Origin of the sequence: Denitromonas iodatirespirans (genome assembly GCF_018524365.1) — a bacterium.
Lineage (GTDB): Bacteria > Pseudomonadota > Gammaproteobacteria > Burkholderiales > Rhodocyclaceae > Nitrogeniibacter > Nitrogeniibacter iodatirespirans.
Window position 1 is genome coordinate 38,836 of sequence record NZ_JAEKFT010000025.1, and the last position, 17,520, is coordinate 56,355.

The window sequence follows — 17,520 nt, forward strand, 5'->3', positions numbered from 1 at the left end:
GCTGTTCTTATTCGCCCTGGCGCCAGGCGAGCATGCGCTCGACGTAGCGGGCGATGATGTCGATCTCCAGATTGACCCGCGCGCCCGGTGCCAGCTGCTTGAGCGTGGTGACCTCGACGGTGTGGGGGATCAGGTTGATCGAGAAATCGGTGCCGGTCACGGCATTGACGGTGAGGCTCACGCCATTGACGGTGATCGAGCCCTTGCGCGCGATGTAGCCGGCCAGCGCGTGCGGCGCGCGGATCACCAACTCGTGGCTCTCGCCCACCGGCGCGAACTTGAGCACCTCGCCCACGCCATCGACATGGCCGGTGACGATATGCCCGCCGAGCCGGTCGTCGGCACGCAAGGCCTTTTCGAGGTTGACCTCGGCGCCGGCGGTGTCGAGCCCGACGGTGCAGTTGAGCGTCTCGCGCGAGACGTCGAACTGCGCGGAGCGGCCGTCCATGGCCACCACGGTGAGGCACACGCCGTTGTTGGCGATGCTGTCGCCGATGGCCACGTCGGCCAGGCCGAGCGCGCCGGTATCGACGCTCAGGCGCACGCCGTCTTCGAGGGGGGTGATCGACTGGATTTGGCCGGTGGCGGCCACGATGCCGGAGAACATGGGGTCAGCGCTGCGCTTAAAACGTTGCATTTTAAGCGATTTTGGCGCCGTCCGGCCGGCTGCGTTGCGGACGGCGCCATGGCGGGACTCAGTTCGGCGAATGCACCCCGACCCGGTTGCCTTCGCTGTCGATGAACAGCGCCATGTAACCGATCTCCGGGCTGATCTCGGTCTTGGGCAGGGTGATGCTGCCGCCGGCGGCGCTGACGCGTTCCAGGAAGGGCGCCAAGTCGTCGCCGCCGTTCAGGTACACCAGCGTGCCCTGGGCCGACGGTTGCAGGTCGTCATGCTTGAACAGGCTGCCGCCGACCGCGCCGTCGGCGTAGGGCAGCGGGGCCATCTGGCCGCCGCACATGGTGTCGGGGGTGATGGTGGTGTCGAGGACATGGCCATAGAAGCGGCAGGCGCGGGTCATGTCGGCGACCGGGATCTCGAACCAGTTGAGGGCGTTTTTCATGGGAATGCTCCGTTGGGTTGAAAATGCCCGGCAAGTATTCCTCGGTGCTACTGACAGCATGGTGGCAGGAGACATCGGGCATCATGCGGGCCTTGGAGGAGAGATGTGATGCGACGTGCCGACCGCCTGTTCCGGATCGTCACCCTGCTCGGCGGGGCGACGGTGATGACTGCCCGCCGATTGGCGGAACTGCTCGAAGTGTCCGAGCGCACCATCTATCGCGACGTGGCCGACCTGGTCGCCTCGGGCACGCCGATCGACGGCGAGGCCGGCATCGGCTACCGCCTGCGGCGCGACTACCGGCTGCCGCCGCTGCATTTTTCCGAGGACGAACTGTCGGCGCTGGCGGTTGGCCTGCGCATGGTCGGCGGCTGGGCCGATCCGGCCTTGCGGCGGGCGGCCGAGCTGGCGCTGGCGCGGATCGACGCCGTCATGCCGGCGGCGCGGCGCAGCCTGCGCGAGGCACCGGTGATCGTGCCCGCCTTCCATGTGTCGCCGGCCATGGTGGCGCCGCTGGCCAGCCTGCGCCAGGCCATGGCCGGTGCGCAGAAGGTGCGCATCGACTATGTGCGCGCCGACGGCGAGTCCTCGCAGCGGGTGCTGTGGCCGCTGGGGATGGTCTTCTGGGGCAACAGCTGGACGCTGGCCGCCTGGTGCGAGCTGCGTGACGATTTCCGCAGCTTCCGGCTCGACCGCATCGGCGGCATCGACATCCTCGCCGAGCGCTTCGACGCCTCGCGCGGACGGCGTCTGCAAGACTATATTGACGCCGTGCAATGCGACTGAGGCGATGACGATGGATGTGGCAGTGATGCCGGCGGCGACCTGCGTGGCCCGGCCCGGCCTGGGCGGCACGCTCGAATTGCGGGTGCAGCGCGAACAGCGCATCGCCGACGTGCCCTTTCCCGACCCCTGCGTGATCCTCGTCACCCGCGGCCACAAGACGCTGCGTGTCGGCGAACGGCAGCTCGAGGCCAGCCCCGGCCAGTGGCTGTTCATCAATGCTGGCGTGACCGCCCACATGCGCAACACGCCCGACGCCGATGGCCTGTATGCCGCCACCTGCGTGGCCGTCGCGCCCGACCTGGTGCGTGCCCATGCCGCCGCGCGCGGTGTGCCGCCGGCCACCGCCTGGCAGGCATTGGCCCAGCCGCCGGCCGGCTCGGCAGTGGCCCAGGCGGTGCGCCATGCTGCCGCCGGCATGCTGGCCGGCGCGGATGTGTCGGACCGGGTGATCCGCCATCGGCTCGAAGAGCTGCTGATCGCCCTCGACGATCTGGGCTGCTGGTGCCGCATCGCCACCGTGGCCACGGTGGCCGAGCGGGTGCGTGCGATTCTCGCCGAGGAGCCGGCGGCCGAATGGGCAGCCGGCACGGTGGCGCGGCGCCTGCACATGAGCGAGGCCAGCCTGCGCCGTGCGCTGCGCAGCGAAGCGACCGGCTTTCGCCAGCTGCGCGACGATGTGCGCATGTCCACTGGCCTGGCGCTGATCCAGGGCAGCGCGCTGAGCCTGCAGCGCATCGCCGCCGAATGCGGCTATGCCTCGCCCTCGCGTTTCGCGGCGCGCTTCAAGCAGCGCTTCGGCGTCTCGCCCTCGCAGCTGCGCGGCTGATCGCTTCGGCACAGTCCTTGACGGTTTGCGGGCAGGGGGCGGCCCGGCGTTGCGCTAATGTGCAGGGACTCAACCGGCACACAGGAGTCGATCCATGATCTCGAAAACACGGCTTGTCCACAGCCTCGCCGCCGCGGCCTTGATTGCCAGCGGCGCTGCCTGCGCCGACGGCTTCACCCTCACCAGCCCCGATGTCGCCGAGGGCGCACGCATGAGCGAGCAGCAGGTGTTCAAGGGCTTCGGCTGCGACGGCGGCAATGTCTCGCCGGCGCTGACCTGGCGCAACCCGCCGGCCGGCACGCAGAGCTACGCCCTCACCATGTATGACCCGGATGCGCCCACCGGCAGCGGCTGGTGGCACTGGGTGGTGGTGAATCTGCCGGCCCAGACGCTGGCCCTGCCCGCCGGTGCCGGCACTGCGCCGGGCAAACTGCCCGAGGGCGCGCGCCAGATCGGCACCGACTTCGGCGCGCCGAGCTACGGCGGCCCCTGCCCGCCGGTCGGGCATGGTACGCATCGTTATGTGTTCACGGTGTATGCGCTGAAGACCTCGCATCTGGATCTGCCGGCCAATGCCACGGCGGCGCTGGCGGGTTTCATGATGCGCGCCAATAGCCTGGGCTCGGCGAGCCTGACGGCGACGTATTCGCGATAAGGACGCGCGACGCGGTGTAGGGCCGGTTTTAACCGGCCATGGCGGGCTGAAGCCCGCCCTACCTCAAGACCGCATCGAGCTGGCCGGCGAAGTCGTCCGCCGGCATGAAGCCGACCACGCGCTGACCGGCGATCTCGCCGCCGCCGGGGGTGAAGAAGATGATCCCCGGCGGGCCGAACAGGCCGAAGCGCTTGAGCAGCGCCTGGTCGTCGGCGGTGTTGGCGGTCACGTCTGCCTTGAGCAGCAGCATGCGGCCCATGCGCGCCTGCACCGTCGGGTCGGAGAAGGTGAAGCGCTCCATCTCCTTGCATGACACGCACCAGTCGGCATAGAAGTCGAGCATCACCGGTTGCTGGCTGGCAGCGATGCGCGCGTCCAGCTCGGCCACCGAGCGCACTTTCTCGAACTGCGGCGCACTCGTGGCGGCCACGGCCGCACCGCCGCGCAGGGCAGCCAGCGGCTGCAGCGGGTCGCGCGAGCCGGCCAGCGCGCCGACCAGCATGGCCGCGCCGGCGAGCAGGGCGATGACCCCGGCGCCTTTCCAGAAGCGGCGCCAGCTGTGGGCATTGGGCGGCAACGGGTCGAGCGCATGCAGGAAGATGCCGGAGAACACCAGCAGCGCGCCCCAGGCCAGCATCGGCACGATGGCCGGCACCACCGGCGAGATCATCCACACCGCCAGCGCCAGCAGCATCACGCCGAAGGCCTGTTTGACGCCCTCCATCCACGGGCCGGCCTTGGGCAGCACGGAGCGGGCCGCCACGCCGACGGCGATCAGCGGCGCGCCCATGCCCAGCGCCATGACGAACAGGGCGAAGCCGCCGAGCACCGCGTCGCCGGTCTGCGCGATGTAGAGCAGCGCGCCGGCCAGCGGTGCGGCCACGCAGGGACCGACGATCAGCGCCGAGAGCACGCCCATGACCACCACGCCGCCGAGCGAGCCGCCCTTTTCATGGCTGGCGGTGGTCGACAACCGGCTTTGCAGGGCGGTGGGCAGTTGCAGCTCGTAGAAGCCGAACATCGACAGCGACAGCAGTACGAAGACCAGCGCGAAGCTGCCCAGCACCCAGGCGTTCTGCAGCGCCGCCGACAGCAGCGTGCCCGACACACCGGCCGCCACGCCGGCCAGCGCGTAGGTGACGGCCATGCCCAGCACATAGGCCAGCGACAGCACCAGCGCGCGCGTCTTGGTGATCTTGTGGCCATGGCCGACGATGATGCCCGACAGGATCGGGATCATCGGAAAGGTGCAGGGCGTGAAGGCCAGCAGCAAGCCGAAGCCGAAGAAGGAGACCAGCACCAGCGGCACGCTGGCGCCGGTGAACAGGCGGGCGATGCGGCCGGACTCGTCGCCGCCGGCCGCGGCGACACTGGTGGGGGCGGCGGCTGCGGCGGCCGGCGTATCCATGGCCGGCGCGGCGCTCTTGGCACCGATGCCCAGTTTCTGCAACCAGCCGCCGCTGGCGGTCGGGGGTACGGTCTTGGTGAGGTCGACCGTCAGCGTCTGCGGCGTGGGCGGGTAGCACACGCCGATGTCGGCGCAGCCCTGGCTGATGACGGTCAGTTCGAACTGACGGACATCGGCCGGTGCCTGGACCGGCAGGGTGAAGATCAATTCGTCGCGATAGGTCTCGACCTCGCCGAAGAACTCGTCGTGCTTCTTCTTGCCCGGCGGCAGGGCGGGGGTGCCGACCGCCACGGATTCGGGCTCGGTGCGGAACTGGAACTTGTCCTTGTACAGGTAGTAGCCGTCCTCGATCTCGAAGCGCACTTCGAGCTGGTCGGGGGCGAGCGCGCCGACGCTGGCGCGGTAGGCCTGTTCGGGGGGCAGCAGTTCCTGCGCCTGGGCCGGGCCGAGCAGGCCGAGCAGCAGCAGGAGAGGGGCGAGGAGTCGGGTCATGGGCAGTGGGGTCAGGCGTCCGGGGCGGTTTCGGTGCGCACCCAGTCGAGGTAGCCGGGCAGGCCGTGCGTAACAGGGACTGCAATCACTTCGGGAAGTTCATACGGGTGCTGCGCGCGGATCGCCGCCTCCAGCGCCGCATAGCGGCTGGCGGGGGTCTTGATCAGCAGCGGCACTTCGGTGGCGGTTTCGATGGCGCCCTCCCAGCGATACACCGAGGTGGCCGGCGCCAGCACATTGACGCAGGCGGCGACGCGTGCCTCGACCAGGTGCGCGGCCAGCGCCTGGGCGCTGTCGGCGTCGGGCAGATTGGTGAGCACGAGCAGGAGGGGATCGGTCATGGCAACCTCATTTGAGCAGTCGCCGGCGGGTCAGCGACACCGCCAGCCAGAAGCCGACGGCGGCATAGGCGAGCAGCACCGCCAGATGCGGCAGCACCGCGGGCGGCCATTCGCCGAGCATCAGCGGCCGGGCGATGGCCACGGCATGGGCCAGCGGCAGCAGCTGGGCGCCGGTCTGCAGCGCGGCGGGCAACTGGTCGAGCGGGAAGAACACGCCCGAGAGCAGCGCCATCGGCGTGATGAAGAGGGTGAAGTAATACATGAAGAAGTCGTAGTTGGGCGCCAGCGCGGTGACCACCAGGCCCATGGCGGCGAAGGTCAGGCCGATCAGGAAGATCAGCGGCACCACGCCGAGCGCCAGCGCGCTGCTGGTGAAGCCGAATAGCGTTACCACCAGCAAAATGGCGGTGCCCGACAGCGCCGCCTTGCTGGCTGCCCAGATCATTTCGGCCAGCACGATGTCGTCGAGCGCCAGCGGCGCGTTCATCAGCCCCTCCCAGGTGCGCTGCACATGCATGCGCGAAAAGGCCGAGTAGAGCGTCTCGAAGCTGGCGGTGTTCATGCACGAGAAGCACACCATGCCAGCCGCCAGAAAGTGCACATAGGGCACGCCATCGACCGTCTTGACCAGCGCGCCGAGTCCGTAGCCGAGGCCGAGCAGGTAGATCATCGGGTCGGCCAGATTGCCCAGCAGGGAGGGCAGCGCCAGCTTGCGCCAGACGCGAAAATTGCGCGACCACACCGACGCGAAGCGCCAGGACAGGCAGGGCAGACGAAAGTGGGCGGCAGTGGCGGACATGATCCGGCGCTCGGCAGGAGACCGGCTGATTATAATCGTCCTTTGTGGCTTGCCCTTGAGATGGCTCAGACCTGGATGACTGACACCCCCACCCCCCACGGCGCCGAGGCCTCGCCCCTCGGCCGCACCACCGCCTACCGCAACACCTACGCGCCGGAGTTGCTGTTCCCGGTCGACCGTGCGCCCAAGCGGGCCGAGATCGGCGTGGGCGAGACGCTGCCCTTCCATGGCGAGGACCTATGGAACGCCTACGAGCTGTCATGGCTCAACGCGCGCGGCAAGCCGGTGGTGGCGATGGGCGAGTTCCGCGTGCCGGCCAGCTCGCCGCGATTGATCGAGTCGAAGTCGCTCAAGCTCTATCTGAATTCCTTCAACGCCAGCCGCTTCGAGGCCATGGGCGAGGTCGAGGCGGTCATCGCGCGCGACCTGTCGGCCGCCGCCGGTGCGCCGGTGGATGTACAACTGCAGTCGCTGCACCGGGTCGAACGCCAGGTGACAAGCCTGCCCGGCACATTGATCGACGATCTGGAGGTCGACATCACCGACTACCACCCGGCGCCGGCCCTGCTGCGCGCGGATGCCGATGCCGCGCCGGTGTCCGAAACCCTGGTCTCGCACCTGCTCAAGTCCAACTGCCTGGTTACCGGCCAGCCGGATTGGGCGACGGTGTATGTGAACTACACCGGCGCGCCGATCGACCGTGCCGGCCTGTTGCGCTACATCGTCTCCTTCCGCGAGCACAACGAGTTCCACGAGCAATGCGTCGAGCGCATGTTCTGCGACCTGATGGCACGCTGCGCGCCGAGCCGGCTTGAGGTGTGGGCGCGCTACACCCGCCGCGGCGGGCTGGACATCAACCCCTGGCGCAGCAGCGTGGCGGGCGCGCCGCCGCTCAATCAGGGCGACCCGCGCCAGTGAGGCGAGGGTCAACGCGTGGCGCGATGGTGCGTTGATTACACAGGATCTTTCTAGGAGTGCTGTCATGAACCCGATACGTTGGCACCGCCTTCCAGCCATCATCGGCTTGAGCGCCCTGATGGCGCTGCCCGCGCCGGTGCTGGCCGATCCGCCGCCACACGCGCCAGCCCATGGCTGGCGCAAGAAGCACGACCCCTACTACATCGGTTACACCGGCCGCCAATGGGAGCGCGACTACGGCATCATCGACGGCCGCTGCAGCACCGAGGCGGTGGGCGCGGTGGTCGGCGGTGTCATCGGTGGGGCCATCGGCTCGACCGTGGGCCAGGGCGACGGCCGGCGCATCGCCATCGTGCTGGGCACGGTGATCGGCTCGGTGGTCGGCGCCAGCGCAGCGCGCGAACTGGGCGATGTGGACCGGGCCTGCCTGGGCCATGCGTTGGAGTTGAGTGCCGACCGCCATCGGGTGAGCTGGCGCAACCCCGACACCGGAATCGATTATCTGCTGACCCCGGTGCGCAGCTTCAAGCAGGATGGTCGGCCGTGCCGCGAGTTCGACCTGAGCGCCGCCGGCAAGGCCCACCGTCGCGTGGCCTGCAGCGCGGGCGACGGCCGCTGGCAGATGCGCTGAGGAGCCCGCTCAGGCCGGCGGGCGGGGGGTGTCGCCGCTGTTGATGCCGGCGGTGAGCACGAAGCGCATGGCCGCCTCGCGCGACATGTCGACCGGGGTGATCTGGTCGGTCGGCACGAACAGCGTGTAGCCGCCGATCTGGTAGCTCATCGGGAAATACACCGCCACCTCGCCCTCGCCGCCGATGCCTTCCGGCAGGTTGGCGAAATCGTTGCGGGTGACGAAGCCGACCAGGCGCATGGTGCTGCCCGGCAGGGTGACGACGACCACCTTGAGGCTCTCGGCGCTTTCGTCCTGGGTGACCATGGCGAAGAAATCGCGGATCGCCGAATAGATCGACTTGACCATCGGCACCGACAGCATCGTGCCCTCGACACGCTCGAACAGCGCCCGGAAGACCCAGGCGCGCATCAGCAGGCCGACGGCGAAGATCATCAGCAGGCCGGCGATCACGCCGACGCCGGGCAGCTGCAGCAGCCGGCCGGCCGCGGAGGCGCGCCAGGCCTCGGGCAGCAGCAGATTCAGAGTCTGGTCGAAGAGTGTCTCGGCACTGCTGAAGATCCACACCAGCAAGTACAGCGTGGCGACGATCGGCACCACGGCGAGCAGGCCGCTGGCGAAGATCTTTCCGAGCGTTTTCATGGGGTCGGGCTCCGGTTCAGTCGCGCAGGTCGCGGCCGGTCAGCTTGAGGAACACGTCCTCCAGATTGGCCGGCCGGTGCAGGTAGCGCAGGGCGGGTTGCCGGGACAGGTGGTCGAGCAGCGCGCCGGCCTCGTCGACATAACAGAACGCGGTGTCGCCGCTCAGTTCGCAGCGCGCCGACAATCGCGCACCGAAATCGCGCATCCAGCCACTCATGCCCTCGGGCCAGTCGCCATAGACCTCGACCACATGCGGCTCGATATGGGCGGCGATGACCTCGCGCGGGCTGCCCATGGCGAGGAGGCGGCCGCCGTCCATGATCGCCAGCCGGTGCGCCAGACGCTCGGCCTCGTCCATGAAATGGGTGGTCAGCAACACGCTGGTGCCCTCGGCCACCAGCTGCTTGAGGCGGCGCCAGATCAGGTGCCGCGCCTGCGGGTCGAGCCCGGTGGTGGGCTCGTCGAGCAGCAGCAGTTCGGGGCGGTTGACCAGGGCGCGGGCCAGGGTCAGGCGGCGCTTCATGCCGCCGGACAGGTCCTGGATGTGCGCCCCGGCCTTGTGTTCCAGGCCGGCGAAGGCCAGCAGGGCGGGCGTGCGCTCGCGCACGGCGGCGGCATCGAGGCCGAAGTAGCGGCCGAAGACGGTGAGGTTTTCGGTGCAGGTGAAGTCGGGGTCGAGATTGTCGAACTGCGGCACCACGCCGACCCGCATGCGGGCTTGCCGGGCACGTGCCGGCACCGGCTCGCCGCACAGCGTGATGCGGCCGGCGTCGGGCAGGCTCAGGCCGAGGGCGCAGCGCAGGGTGGTGGTCTTGCCGGCGCCGTTGGGGCCGAGCAGGGCAAAGCATTCGCCGGGCGCCACGCTCAGCGAGAGGTCGTCGACCACGGTCTGCGCGCCATAGCGCTTGACCAGGTGCTCGATCTGCAGTGGCGAGCCCGAGGCGGAGGTCGGCATGCGGGGCGCGTCAGCCGGGTGGGCGGGTGTCGACGAAGCTGTCGCGCGCGCCGAGCTTCGCCAGGAAGGCCTTCAGGCGCGGATGGCGTTCGCGCCACTTGAGCTCGGGCGCCCGCAGATCGAGGTACTCCAGCGCACAGCCGACGGCGATGTCGGCCAAGGAGATGCGCTCGCCATGGAACCAGTCGCCGGTCAATTGCGCTTCGAGGCGGATCAGCGCGCGTTCGATCTTGTCATGCTGGCGCGCCACGTTGCTGGCCATGCGCGCTTCGGCGGGGCGCAGGGTCTCGAGGTAGGCGAGCACGGCGGCGTCGAGGATACCGTCGGCCAGTGCCTCGGTCTGGCGCACCCGCACGGCCGACATGTTGTCCTGCGGGATCAGATGCGGCGGATGGTCGAGCGCTTCGAGAAAGCCGGCGATGACCGGCGAGTCGAAGAAGGTCTCGCCCTCGTCGGTTTCCAGCACCGGCACCTTGCCCAGCGGATTGAGCGCCGGCACCGAGGTGGCGGTCTCCCAGGGCGAGTCGACCACCAGTTCGAAGGGGATGTGCTTTTCGGCCAGCAGGATGCGGATCTTGCGCGCGTAGGGGCTGGTCAGCGAGGCGGTCAGTTTCATCTCACGCTCCTTTTACAAAGGCGCCCAGCGTTGATTGATGATGTCGCGGATGTGGTGCAGCTTGCCGTGGAAGAAATGGTCGGCGCCGGGCACCACGACGATCGGCAGCACCTGCGGGCGGGCCCAGTCGAGTACGTTGGTGAGTGCCACGGTCTCGTCCTGTTCGCCGTGGATGACCAGGGTGTCGGCCGGGACGGTTTCGGTGCTGTACTGGCGCGCGCCGGTCACTTCGCCGGTGGCCAGGCCGACCAGCACCATACGTCGGGCGGGTGTGACGCCGTCGGCCAGGCGCTTGGCCACGCGGGTCTGGACGAAACCCCCGAAGGAAAAGCCGCCCAGGGCCAGCGGCAGCATGCCCCAGCGCGAGTGCGCCCAGGCGATCACCGACAGCAGGTCTTCGGTCTCCGCGATGCCGTGGTCGTGCAGGCCCTCGCTCTTGCCCACACCGCGAAAATTGGGGCGCAGCGTGGCATAGCCCAGGTCGCGCAGGGTGCGCGCCAGGGTGTGGGCCACCTTGTTGGTGTTGGCGCCGCCGAACAAGGGGTGCGGGTGCGCCACCAGCGCGATGCCGCGCACCTCGGCGGGCGCATCGATCAGCACCTCGATGGTGCCGTCGGGGCCGTTGAGTAGGGCCGATTCGGTCGGCAGAGGCTTGTTCATGGGCCGCTCCTCAGATGCGCAGACGCTTGACCTCGCGGCCGCCGACCAGGTGCTCGTCGATGATCTCGTCGATGTCTTCCTTGTCGACGTAGGTGTACCAGACCTCCTCGGGATAGACGACCAGCACCGGGCCTTCGTCGCAGCGGTCGAGACAGCCGGCCTTGTTGATGCGCACCTTGCCCTTGCCCTTCAGGCCGAGCTTGGCGATGCGCTCCTTGGCGTAGGTCTGCAGCTCACTGGCGCCGTGGTTGTTGCAGCAGGTGTCGCCCGCTTCGCGCTGGTTGCAGCAGAAGAAGACATGGTGGGAAAAATAGCTCATGGGGCGGGTCTCCGGTCAGTGAGGCCCATTATAGCCATGCCCCGGGCGGCGCTTCAGCGGCCGCCGCCGCGGCGCAGGTTGACCGCGCTCAGATAGGTCAGCGCGAGAAAGGGCCACAGGCTGGCGACCAACTGGGTGAGGCCGTTGAAGTTGAGGAAGTGGCCCTGGTTGATGAGCGCCTGGTTGAAGCTCAGGTAGGGGTTCTCGGGGGTGACATTGACCAGCACGGTGCCGGCCAGCAGGGCGATGGCGGCCAGGGTCTGGCGCAGCGCGGCGGGCAGTGCCAGGGCGGCGGCGAGCACCGGCAGGCCGGCGCCCAGGCCGGCGATGGCGCCGGGGGTCAGCCACAGCAACGGTCGCGGCGGCATGTAGAAGCTGGTGGCGGCCAGCGTGCGGGCGGCCAGCCCGAGGGCGATCAGCACGACGATGGTCAGCGAGAAGCGCTGCAGGCAGGCACGCGCCACCAGCCCGGCGGCGACCAGGTGGGCGGCGACCACGGCCGCCTCCAGGCGCATGAAACGCTCGGGGCTGAAGGGCAGCGGGGCCGGCAGGTCGAACAGCCGGCGCAGGTCGCCGACGGCGAACAGCAGGCTGTCGGGCGAGAGCTGGGCGAGCAGCCACAGCGCCAGCAGCACCACGCCGACATCGCCCAGATGGCCGTCGAGAATGCGCTTTTCATGCCACTGGTGCAGCCAGCCGCGGGTGTCGAAGATGCGCCGCCCGAGCGCCGCGCCGAGCAGCGCGCCGAGGGCACCGCCGATGATGTTGGCGCCCAGATCGACGTTGGAGGCCACGCGCGTCGGCAGCAGGGTCTGCAGCGTCTCCAGCGACAGGCTCAGTGCGGCGCACAGCAGCACGCTCAGTGCCACCGCCCGCGGGCGCGGCCAGTGCGCCGGCCACGCGGCGGTGAGCACGAAGCCGAGCGGGATGAAGCCCAGCACGTTGAGGATGATGTCTTCGATGCGGTAGTAGCGCGGCCACGGGGCGAGCAGGAAGTCGAACAGGGGCAAGCCCTGTACGCGCCAGCCGCTGAACGGATGGAGGCAGGCATAGGCGACCAGCAGGCCGTAGGCCAGGCTCAGGTAGCGGGGCAGCTGGGTGGAAGCGCGCACACGTCGGGCGGTCGGAGACCGGACTGCGAAGATGGCCCGATTGTACGCGCAGCGGCCCGCAGCGGCGGGCCGGCGGGGTGCTCAGGCGGCAGGCGAGCCCAGGCGCGGGGCTTTGACGCGGGCGAGCAGCGTGGCCGGTTTGGCCGCGGCGATCAGCGCGTCCCAGTCCACCGCGTCGAGCGTGTTCTTGACCAGCAGGCCGAGGTCGGTGTCGCCTTCCATGATCAGGCGGCGGCTGAAGAACAGGGTGTCGGCATCTTCCTCGCGCAGCGCCAGGGCGAGGTAGTCGCGGGTGGCGGCACGCAGCGTCAGGTCGGCGCGCTGGCGGTCGAAGCGCGGGCGGAAGCCGCGCGCGCTGAGCGTGAAGCGCAGGCTCAGGCCGGCGTCGGTGACGTCGAGCTGCAGGCGCTTGCCGGTCAGCGGTTCGAGATCGTCCCTGGGCAGGATGCGGCCGAGCGCCAGGTTCAGCGCACCGACCAGTGCCAGCGTGGGCGGCAGTTGCGGCAGGCGGGCGACCACACGGCCGACGAGAGGGGGCACACGAAAGGCGGGGATGTTGGCCATGGGAGTCTCCATGACGCCGCGCTCAGGCGGCGGCGACGTATTGTTCGAGGCCGGGCTTGCCATGCCAGAAGCCATTGCAGGGCGCTTCGGGCATCAGGGCCTGGGACTGGGCGAAGGCGTCGGCGGGGGCGATCTCGCCGTCGATGGCGCGGCGGAACAGGCTCAGCAGTTCGGACATGTGCTCGGACTGCGGCAGTACGCGCAGCACGTCGACGCCGGAGGCCCGCAGTGCCGGCAGATCGCCGAGCAGGTTGTAGACCTTGGCCGACTGGGTCTGGATGCCGTTGAGCGTCAGGAAGGCCTCGCCCTCGCGCGTTTTCAGCGGCATGCCCTCGGCGTGCTGCAGGCAGCGGAACTCGCAGGTGTCTTTTTGCAGGTTGAAGTGGCGGGCCGTGAAACAACGCGCCGAGTAGGCCAGCGGCAGGCGGCCATAGGCGGTGACTTCGACCTCGGGACGCGGATCGCTGGCGGCGAGCAGGCCGTCCATGGCCTCGCGCGCCATCTCGGGCGGCACGGCCCAGCGCGTGGCGCCTTGCTCGGCGAACACATTCATGGTCTCGGGATTGAACACGTTGAGCGTCGGACCGGCGACCCAGTGCGTGTGGCCGGCGCCGATCAGCGCCTGCACCGCGGCCATGTCGTTGGCCTCGACGCGGAAGTCGGGCTGGCCGACCAGCTTGCGCAGCACTTTGAGGTCCGACTCGGATTCGATCAGCACCAGCGAGGAGAACACCACTTCCTTGCCGGCCTCGGCGAGCACGCGCGCCACGTCGAACCAGTCGTCTAGGCGCATTTCATGGCGGCGCGAGCATACCGATTCGCCGACGTAGACGATGTCGACCGGCGACTCGGCCACGTGGCCGTAGAAGTCCATCATGGCTTGGCGCGGCCAGTAGTATTGATGCGGTCCGAGCGCGAGTTTCATTTGGGTCATTGGTGATTCGTGATGGGGGATGGGTGGCGTGATGGCTTGGGTGGGTGGTTCGACATGCGCGCAGGCACGGCGTCGTGTCCAATCGCCAATACCCAATTACCAGTCACCTTCATTTCCACGGCCGGTAGTAAGCGCCGAGCGTGTGGCTCTGGCCTTCGGAGACGTTGTTGAGCGCCGCCATCCAGTCGGGCTGGACGGCGAAGCGCTCGCCGTCGGTCTTGAGGCGGTCGATGGCGGCGCGCCACACGCGGGTGACCTGCTGCACATAGGCCGGGCTGCGCTGGCGGCCTTCGATCTTGATGGCGCGCACGCCGGCGCGGGCCAGGTCGGGCAGCAGTTCGAGGGTGTTCAGGCTGGTCGGCTCTTCGATGGCGTAGTAGGTCTCGTCGCCGACGCCGAAGCGGCCCTTGCACAGCGTGGGGTAGCCGGCGCGTTCGTCATCGGCGAAGCGGTCGATGAGGATGCCGTTGAGCCGGGTCTCCATGCCTTTGGGCGTCTGCTCCCAGCGCACATGCTTGCCCGGCGAGCAGGCGCCGTTGCAGTTGGGCGACTCGCCGGTGGCATAGGCCGACAGCGAGCAACGCCCCTCGACCATCACGCACAACCCGCCGAATCCGAAGACCTCGATCTCCACCGAGGTGTTGGCGATCACATGCGCCACCTGCGGCAGCGACAGCACGCGCGGCAGCACGGCGCGCTGGATGCCGAACTGGTCGCGGTAGAAGTTGATCGCCTCGTAGCTGGTGGCCGAGCCCTGTACCGACAGATGCAGGCGCAGGTCCGGATGGGTGCGGTTGGCGTAGCGCATCAGGCCCGGGTCGGCGAGGATCACCGCGTCCACGCCCATGTCGGCGGCGCTGTCGATGGTGCGGGTCCACTCCGGCCAGTTGCCGGCCTGCGGATAGGTGTTGAGCGCCAGCAAGACCTTGCGGCCGCGTTCGTGGGCATAGCGGATGCCCTCGCGCATGCTGGCATCGGTGAAGTTCAGGCCGGTGAAGTTGCGCGCGTTGGTGGCGTTCTTGAAGCCGACATAGACGCAGTCGGCGCCCGCGTCGACCGCGGTTTTCAGGGCGGGCAGGCTGCCGGCGGGGCAGACGAGTTCGATCGGATGGGTGGCAGTCATGGCGGCGGCAAGAAAAAGTGCCGCCAGAGTCTATGCCTTGGGACGAGGAGGGGGATTGATGCGTGTCAATCGCCGGGCCGTGGCCGCCACCGCCGTCCGGAAACGACAACGCCCATGCGGGGCATGGGCGTTGTCTTTCCTCACCGGCGCGCTGACGCGCCGGATGGCGGAGGAATTACTGCTTGCGGCGCGACAGACCCAGGCCGACCAGGGCCAGACCGGCCAGCACCAGGGTGCCCGGTTCCGGGATCGGGTTGCTCACGGAGCCTTCCGGCACGGCCGAGAAGCGCAGCGTGCCGCCGGCCACCAGGAACTCACCGAAACCGTCACCGAAGAAGGTCACGGAGGTGAAGGTGCTGGTGTCGTCGATGGCGCCGATGAAGTTGGTGAAGCTGTTGGCAGCGACCACGCCCGGGTTGTCGTTGGCCGACAGGGCGTTGGCGGTCAGGAAGGCATTGCCGCCGTCGAAGGCGATCCACAGGCCGGAGCCGGTGGCGGGCACGCCGAAGTCGGACTGGACGTCGGCCGGACGGGTGCCGGTGGTGCAGCAGGTGGCCCAGTCGCCGATCTCGAAGCCCAGTGCATTGACGGCGGAGGAGAAGGTGAAGGTCACGCCGGAGCCGAAGCCGGGGATGTCGCCCGGTTGGTCCAGACCAATGCCCGGGTTGATGTTGATGACGTCACCGGTGGTGGTGATGCCGTTGCTGGTGTAGGCGCTGCCGAAGGAAGCGGCGCTGCCGTTCGGGCGGGTGATGGTGACGGTGGCCGGGTTGCCGTTCAGGTCGGTGTAGTTGTACACGCTGGTGCCAGCGACGATCTGGGCGGTGCCGACCGAGCCGCCAGCGGCGACGACGGTGGAATCGAACTGGCTGATGCCGTTGGCGATGGTGTCGTTGAACACGTTCGGCAAGGCGTAGGCTTGGGCCGACAGGGCCATCAGGCCGGCAGCGGCTGCGGTCGGAAGAAGTTTGTTGAACAACATGGCGACATGCTCCTGTGTTATTTGTTTGACGCGAGAAAATCCCTCGCGGCAGTGATAGCAGGGAACGTGCCACTTTTTTAAAACACCCGTTTTTCAACGGGTTACAGGCTGTCGCCTGCGTGCGATTTCGAGAAGTGTAAAGAATGTTGACGATGGCGCGGACCGGTCGCCAGTCCGCGCCAATGCGTTCAGCGGTATTGAGGCTGGCGCCCGGCAAGGCCGCCGATGAGCATGCCGACGGCGCTGACGCACAGGCCGGCCAGTTGCGGCGGCACGATGCCTTCGGGGGCGATGAACTCGAGGGCGATCCACGCCGTCAGGCCGAAGACGATGGCCAGGGCGGCGCCGAGGTTGTTGGCGCGGCGCCAGTAGAGGCCGGCGGCGAGCGGCACGAAAGCGGCGGCCAGCGTCACCTTGTAGGCGTTTTCGACCATTTCGTGGATCGTGCTTTCGGTCTGCATGGCATAACCGGTGACGATCACGGTGAATACCACCACGGTGATCCGCGTCAGCATCAGGAAGGCGCGGTCGCTGAGGCTGGGCAGGAAGCCGCGCAGGATGTTCTCGGAGAAGGTCACCGACGGCGCCAGCAGCGTGCCGGAGGCGGTACTCATGATGACCGACAGCAGAGCGCCGAAGAAGATCACCTGGGCGCCGAAAGGCAGGTGGTTGAGGATCAGGTTGGGCAGGATCAGCTGCGAATCTTCTTCCATGTAGCGGGCCACCAGCGACGGGTCGATCTGCGTCGCGGAGTAGGCCAGGAACAGGGGAATGGCGGCGAACAGGAAGTAGGCGATGCCGCCGAGCACCGTGCCATTGACGGCGATGCGCTCGTTGCGGGCCGAGTTGGCGCGCTGGAACACGTCCTGCTGCGGAATCGAGCCGAAGGCCATGGTCAGCAGCGTGGCCACCCAGGCGATGATGGCGCCGATGTTGGCCTCGGGCAGCCACTCGAACTTGCCGGCCGCCGCCGCATGGCTGATCACCTTGCCCGCGCCGCCGGCCAGATCCGACACCTCCCAGGCGATGTAGAACAGGCCGAGGACGATGACAACCATCTGCACGAAGGTGGTGATGGCCACCGACCACATGCCGCCGAACAGGGTGTAGAGCAGCACCACGGTGGCGCCGATCATCATGCCCTGATTCATGCTGATGCTGCCTTCGGTGAGGACGTTGAACACCAGCCCGAGTGCAGTGATCTGTGCCGACACCCAGCCCAGGTAGGAGACCACGATGCACATCGACAGGATCAGCTCGGTGGTGCGGTTGTAGCGCTTGCGGAAGAAGTCGCCCAGCGTGAGCAGATTCTGGCGGTACAGGCGACGGGCGAAGAACAGGCCGAACAGCACCAGGCACAGCGAGGCGCCGAGTGGGTCGGAGATCAGCCCGTGAAAACCTTCTTCGAGAAAGGTGGCGGAGATGCCGAGCACCGTTTCGGCGCCGAACCAGGTGGCGAAGACCATGGCGACGACGATGTAGAGAGGCAGATGGCGGCCGGCGACGATGTAGTCGCGGGCGTTGTGCACCTTCGTCGCGGCGGCAATACCGATACCGATGGAAAGGGCGAGGTAGGCAGCGACAAGCCAGAGCAGCATGGCGGTGGGCTCCAGGAGGAATGCAGATGAGTAAGGAGGCCGGCGTCCCTCGCGATCGGCCCGCGTTTTTTCGGCGCGATTTTAGCAACGATGTT

Annotated in this window: 21 protein-coding genes; 5 read left to right on the forward strand and 16 right to left on the reverse strand. The window is 68.4% G+C overall.

The genetic code is table 11. The features are described from left to right. Nucleotides 1-7: 7 nt before the first annotated feature. Nucleotides 8-607: a riboflavin synthase gene (locus I8J34_RS18440; RefSeq protein WP_214363131.1), complete on the reverse strand. Its 600-nt coding sequence runs from the start codon at nucleotides 605-607 to the stop codon at nucleotides 8-10. 88 nt (nucleotides 608-695) lie between these two features. Next, entirely contained in the window at nucleotides 696-1,064 is a 369-nt protein-coding gene (locus I8J34_RS18445; protein WP_214363100.1) for a VOC family protein, read from the reverse strand. A 108-nt stretch (nucleotides 1,065-1,172) separates the two neighbouring features. Between I8J34_RS18445 and I8J34_RS18450 the strand changes: the two genes are divergently transcribed. The 3 genes from I8J34_RS18450 to I8J34_RS18460 all read left to right on the forward strand — a co-directional run bounded on the left by I8J34_RS18450 (nucleotide 1,173) and on the right by I8J34_RS18460 (nucleotide 3,331). Next, on the forward strand, nucleotides 1,173-1,850 hold the full coding sequence (locus I8J34_RS18450) for a helix-turn-helix transcriptional regulator (protein WP_214363101.1): 678 nt from the start codon (nucleotides 1,173-1,175) through the stop codon (nucleotides 1,848-1,850). A gap of 10 nt (nucleotides 1,851-1,860) precedes the next feature. Next, nucleotides 1,861-2,676, forward strand: coding sequence for a helix-turn-helix transcriptional regulator (locus I8J34_RS18455; protein WP_214363102.1), 816 nt, complete (start codon nucleotides 1,861-1,863; stop codon nucleotides 2,674-2,676). A 94-nt stretch (nucleotides 2,677-2,770) separates the two neighbouring features. Continuing rightward, entirely contained in the window at nucleotides 2,771-3,331 is a 561-nt protein-coding gene (locus I8J34_RS18460) for a YbhB/YbcL family Raf kinase inhibitor-like protein (RefSeq protein WP_214363103.1), read from the forward strand. 58 nt (nucleotides 3,332-3,389) lie between these two features. Here I8J34_RS18460 and I8J34_RS18465 read toward each other — a convergent pair whose 3' ends face one another. Genes I8J34_RS18465 through I8J34_RS18475 form a run of 3 tightly spaced genes read right to left on the reverse strand, consistent with a single transcriptional unit; the run spans nucleotide 3,390 to nucleotide 6,371 of the window. Continuing rightward, nucleotides 3,390-5,231 carry a protein-disulfide reductase DsbD gene (locus I8J34_RS18465; protein ID WP_214363104.1) on the reverse strand — a complete coding sequence of 614 codons (1,842 nt, stop codon included), beginning with the start codon at nucleotides 5,229-5,231 and terminating at the stop codon, nucleotides 3,390-3,392. A gap of 11 nt (nucleotides 5,232-5,242) precedes the next feature. Further along, nucleotides 5,243-5,572 carry a divalent-cation tolerance protein CutA gene (cutA, locus tag I8J34_RS18470; RefSeq protein ID WP_214363105.1) on the reverse strand — a complete coding sequence of 110 codons (330 nt, stop codon included), beginning with the start codon at nucleotides 5,570-5,572 and terminating at the stop codon, nucleotides 5,243-5,245. A gap of 7 nt (nucleotides 5,573-5,579) precedes the next feature. Beyond that, nucleotides 5,580-6,371 (reverse strand): ABC transporter permease, encoded by a 792-nt coding sequence (locus I8J34_RS18475; protein WP_214363106.1) that lies wholly within the window; start codon nucleotides 6,369-6,371, stop codon nucleotides 5,580-5,582. 75 nt (nucleotides 6,372-6,446) lie between these two features. Here I8J34_RS18475 and queF point away from each other — a divergent pair, with 75 nt between their 5' ends. Together queF and I8J34_RS18485 are read left to right on the forward strand one after the other, a co-directional pair. Further along, nucleotides 6,447-7,289 carry an NADPH-dependent 7-cyano-7-deazaguanine reductase QueF gene (gene queF / locus I8J34_RS18480; RefSeq protein WP_214363107.1) on the forward strand — a complete coding sequence of 281 codons (843 nt, stop codon included), beginning with the start codon at nucleotides 6,447-6,449 and terminating at the stop codon, nucleotides 7,287-7,289. A gap of 64 nt (nucleotides 7,290-7,353) precedes the next feature. Then, nucleotides 7,354-7,920, forward strand: a complete 567-nt coding sequence (locus I8J34_RS18485) for an RT0821/Lpp0805 family surface protein (RefSeq protein ID WP_214363108.1) — start codon at nucleotides 7,354-7,356, stop codon at nucleotides 7,918-7,920. Between the two features lie 9 nt (nucleotides 7,921-7,929). On the opposite strand, the gene I8J34_RS18490 is transcribed toward I8J34_RS18485, so the two are convergent. The 11 genes from I8J34_RS18490 to I8J34_RS18540 all read right to left on the reverse strand — a co-directional run bounded on the left by I8J34_RS18490 (nucleotide 7,930) and on the right by I8J34_RS18540 (nucleotide 17,425). Continuing rightward, the gene (locus tag I8J34_RS18490; RefSeq protein ID WP_214363109.1) at nucleotides 7,930-8,562 is read right to left on the reverse strand and encodes a DUF502 domain-containing protein; all 633 of its coding nucleotides are present in this window, start codon (nucleotides 8,560-8,562) and stop codon (nucleotides 7,930-7,932) included. A 16-nt stretch (nucleotides 8,563-8,578) separates the two neighbouring features. Beyond that, nucleotides 8,579-9,517 (reverse strand): ATP-binding cassette domain-containing protein, encoded by a 939-nt coding sequence (locus I8J34_RS18495; RefSeq protein ID WP_214363110.1) that lies wholly within the window; start codon nucleotides 9,515-9,517, stop codon nucleotides 8,579-8,581. Nucleotides 9,518-9,527: 10 nt separating this feature from the next. After that, nucleotides 9,528-10,133 (reverse strand): glutathione S-transferase, encoded by a 606-nt coding sequence (locus I8J34_RS18500; protein ID WP_214363111.1) that lies wholly within the window; start codon nucleotides 10,131-10,133, stop codon nucleotides 9,528-9,530. Nucleotides 10,134-10,145: 12 nt separating this feature from the next. Then, nucleotides 10,146-10,793 carry an alpha/beta hydrolase gene (locus I8J34_RS18505; RefSeq protein ID WP_214363112.1) on the reverse strand — a complete coding sequence of 216 codons (648 nt, stop codon included), beginning with the start codon at nucleotides 10,791-10,793 and terminating at the stop codon, nucleotides 10,146-10,148. A gap of 10 nt (nucleotides 10,794-10,803) precedes the next feature. Then, complete coding sequence (locus I8J34_RS18510) at nucleotides 10,804-11,112, reverse strand: (2Fe-2S) ferredoxin domain-containing protein (protein WP_214363113.1); 309 nt, start codon at nucleotides 11,110-11,112, stop codon at nucleotides 10,804-10,806. 53 nt (nucleotides 11,113-11,165) lie between these two features. Continuing rightward, nucleotides 11,166-12,224, reverse strand: coding sequence for a VanZ family protein (locus tag I8J34_RS18515; protein WP_214363114.1), 1,059 nt, complete (start codon nucleotides 12,222-12,224; stop codon nucleotides 11,166-11,168). Nucleotides 12,225-12,305: 81 nt separating this feature from the next. After that, entirely contained in the window at nucleotides 12,306-12,788 is a 483-nt protein-coding gene (gene ubiT / locus I8J34_RS18520; protein ID WP_230411907.1) for a ubiquinone anaerobic biosynthesis accessory factor UbiT, read from the reverse strand. 22 nt (nucleotides 12,789-12,810) lie between these two features. Beyond that, on the reverse strand, nucleotides 12,811-13,722 hold the full coding sequence (ubiV, locus tag I8J34_RS18525) for a ubiquinone anaerobic biosynthesis protein UbiV (protein ID WP_412731129.1): 912 nt from the start codon (nucleotides 13,720-13,722) through the stop codon (nucleotides 12,811-12,813). A 109-nt stretch (nucleotides 13,723-13,831) separates the two neighbouring features. Continuing rightward, entirely contained in the window at nucleotides 13,832-14,845 is a 1,014-nt protein-coding gene (gene ubiU / locus I8J34_RS18530; protein WP_214363116.1) for a ubiquinone anaerobic biosynthesis protein UbiU, read from the reverse strand. 175 nt (nucleotides 14,846-15,020) lie between these two features. Next, complete coding sequence (locus I8J34_RS18535) at nucleotides 15,021-15,827, reverse strand: PEP-CTERM sorting domain-containing protein (protein WP_214363117.1); 807 nt, start codon at nucleotides 15,825-15,827, stop codon at nucleotides 15,021-15,023. Nucleotides 15,828-16,015: 188 nt separating this feature from the next. Then, the gene (locus tag I8J34_RS18540; RefSeq protein WP_214363118.1) at nucleotides 16,016-17,425 is read right to left on the reverse strand and encodes a high affinity choline transporter 1; all 1,410 of its coding nucleotides are present in this window, start codon (nucleotides 17,423-17,425) and stop codon (nucleotides 16,016-16,018) included. Between the last annotated feature and the right edge of the window lie 95 nt (nucleotides 17,426-17,520).

Coding starts and splice junctions, on each gene's coding strand:
- I8J34_RS18440 (WP_214363131.1), bottom strand. CDS start 607: ATGTTCTCCGGCATCGTGGCCGCCACCGGCCAAATCCAGTCGATCACC.
- I8J34_RS18445 (WP_214363100.1), bottom strand. CDS start 1,064: ATGAAAAACGCCCTCAACTGGTTCGAGATCCCGGTCGCCGACATGACC.
- I8J34_RS18450 (WP_214363101.1), top strand. CDS start 1,173: ATGCGACGTGCCGACCGCCTGTTCCGGATCGTCACCCTGCTCGGCGGG.
- I8J34_RS18455 (WP_214363102.1), top strand. CDS start 1,861: ATGGATGTGGCAGTGATGCCGGCGGCGACCTGCGTGGCCCGGCCCGGC.
- I8J34_RS18460 (WP_214363103.1), top strand. CDS start 2,771: ATGATCTCGAAAACACGGCTTGTCCACAGCCTCGCCGCCGCGGCCTTG.
- I8J34_RS18465 (WP_214363104.1), bottom strand. CDS start 5,231: ATGACCCGACTCCTCGCCCCTCTCCTGCTGCTGCTCGGCCTGCTCGGC.
- cutA (WP_214363105.1), bottom strand. CDS start 5,572: ATGACCGATCCCCTCCTGCTCGTGCTCACCAATCTGCCCGACGCCGAC.
- I8J34_RS18475 (WP_214363106.1), bottom strand. CDS start 6,371: ATGTCCGCCACTGCCGCCCACTTTCGTCTGCCCTGCCTGTCCTGGCGC.
- queF (WP_214363107.1), top strand. CDS start 6,447: ATGACTGACACCCCCACCCCCCACGGCGCCGAGGCCTCGCCCCTCGGC.
- I8J34_RS18485 (WP_214363108.1), top strand. CDS start 7,354: ATGAACCCGATACGTTGGCACCGCCTTCCAGCCATCATCGGCTTGAGC.
- I8J34_RS18490 (WP_214363109.1), bottom strand. CDS start 8,562: ATGAAAACGCTCGGAAAGATCTTCGCCAGCGGCCTGCTCGCCGTGGTG.
- I8J34_RS18495 (WP_214363110.1), bottom strand. CDS start 9,517: ATGCCGACCTCCGCCTCGGGCTCGCCACTGCAGATCGAGCACCTGGTC.
- I8J34_RS18500 (WP_214363111.1), bottom strand. CDS start 10,133: ATGAAACTGACCGCCTCGCTGACCAGCCCCTACGCGCGCAAGATCCGC.
- I8J34_RS18505 (WP_214363112.1), bottom strand. CDS start 10,793: ATGAACAAGCCTCTGCCGACCGAATCGGCCCTACTCAACGGCCCCGAC.
- I8J34_RS18510 (WP_214363113.1), bottom strand. CDS start 11,112: ATGAGCTATTTTTCCCACCATGTCTTCTTCTGCTGCAACCAGCGCGAA.
- ubiT (WP_230411907.1), bottom strand. CDS start 12,788: ATGGCCAACATCCCCGCCTTTCGTGTGCCCCCTCTCGTCGGCCGTGTG.
- ubiV (WP_412731129.1), bottom strand. CDS start 13,722: ATGACCCAAATGAAACTCGCGCTCGGACCGCATCAATACTACTGGCCG.
- ubiU (WP_214363116.1), bottom strand. CDS start 14,845: ATGACTGCCACCCATCCGATCGAACTCGTCTGCCCCGCCGGCAGCCTG.
- I8J34_RS18535 (WP_214363117.1), bottom strand. CDS start 15,827: ATGTTGTTCAACAAACTTCTTCCGACCGCAGCCGCTGCCGGCCTGATG.
- I8J34_RS18540 (WP_214363118.1), bottom strand. CDS start 17,425: ATGCTGCTCTGGCTTGTCGCTGCCTACCTCGCCCTTTCCATCGGTATC.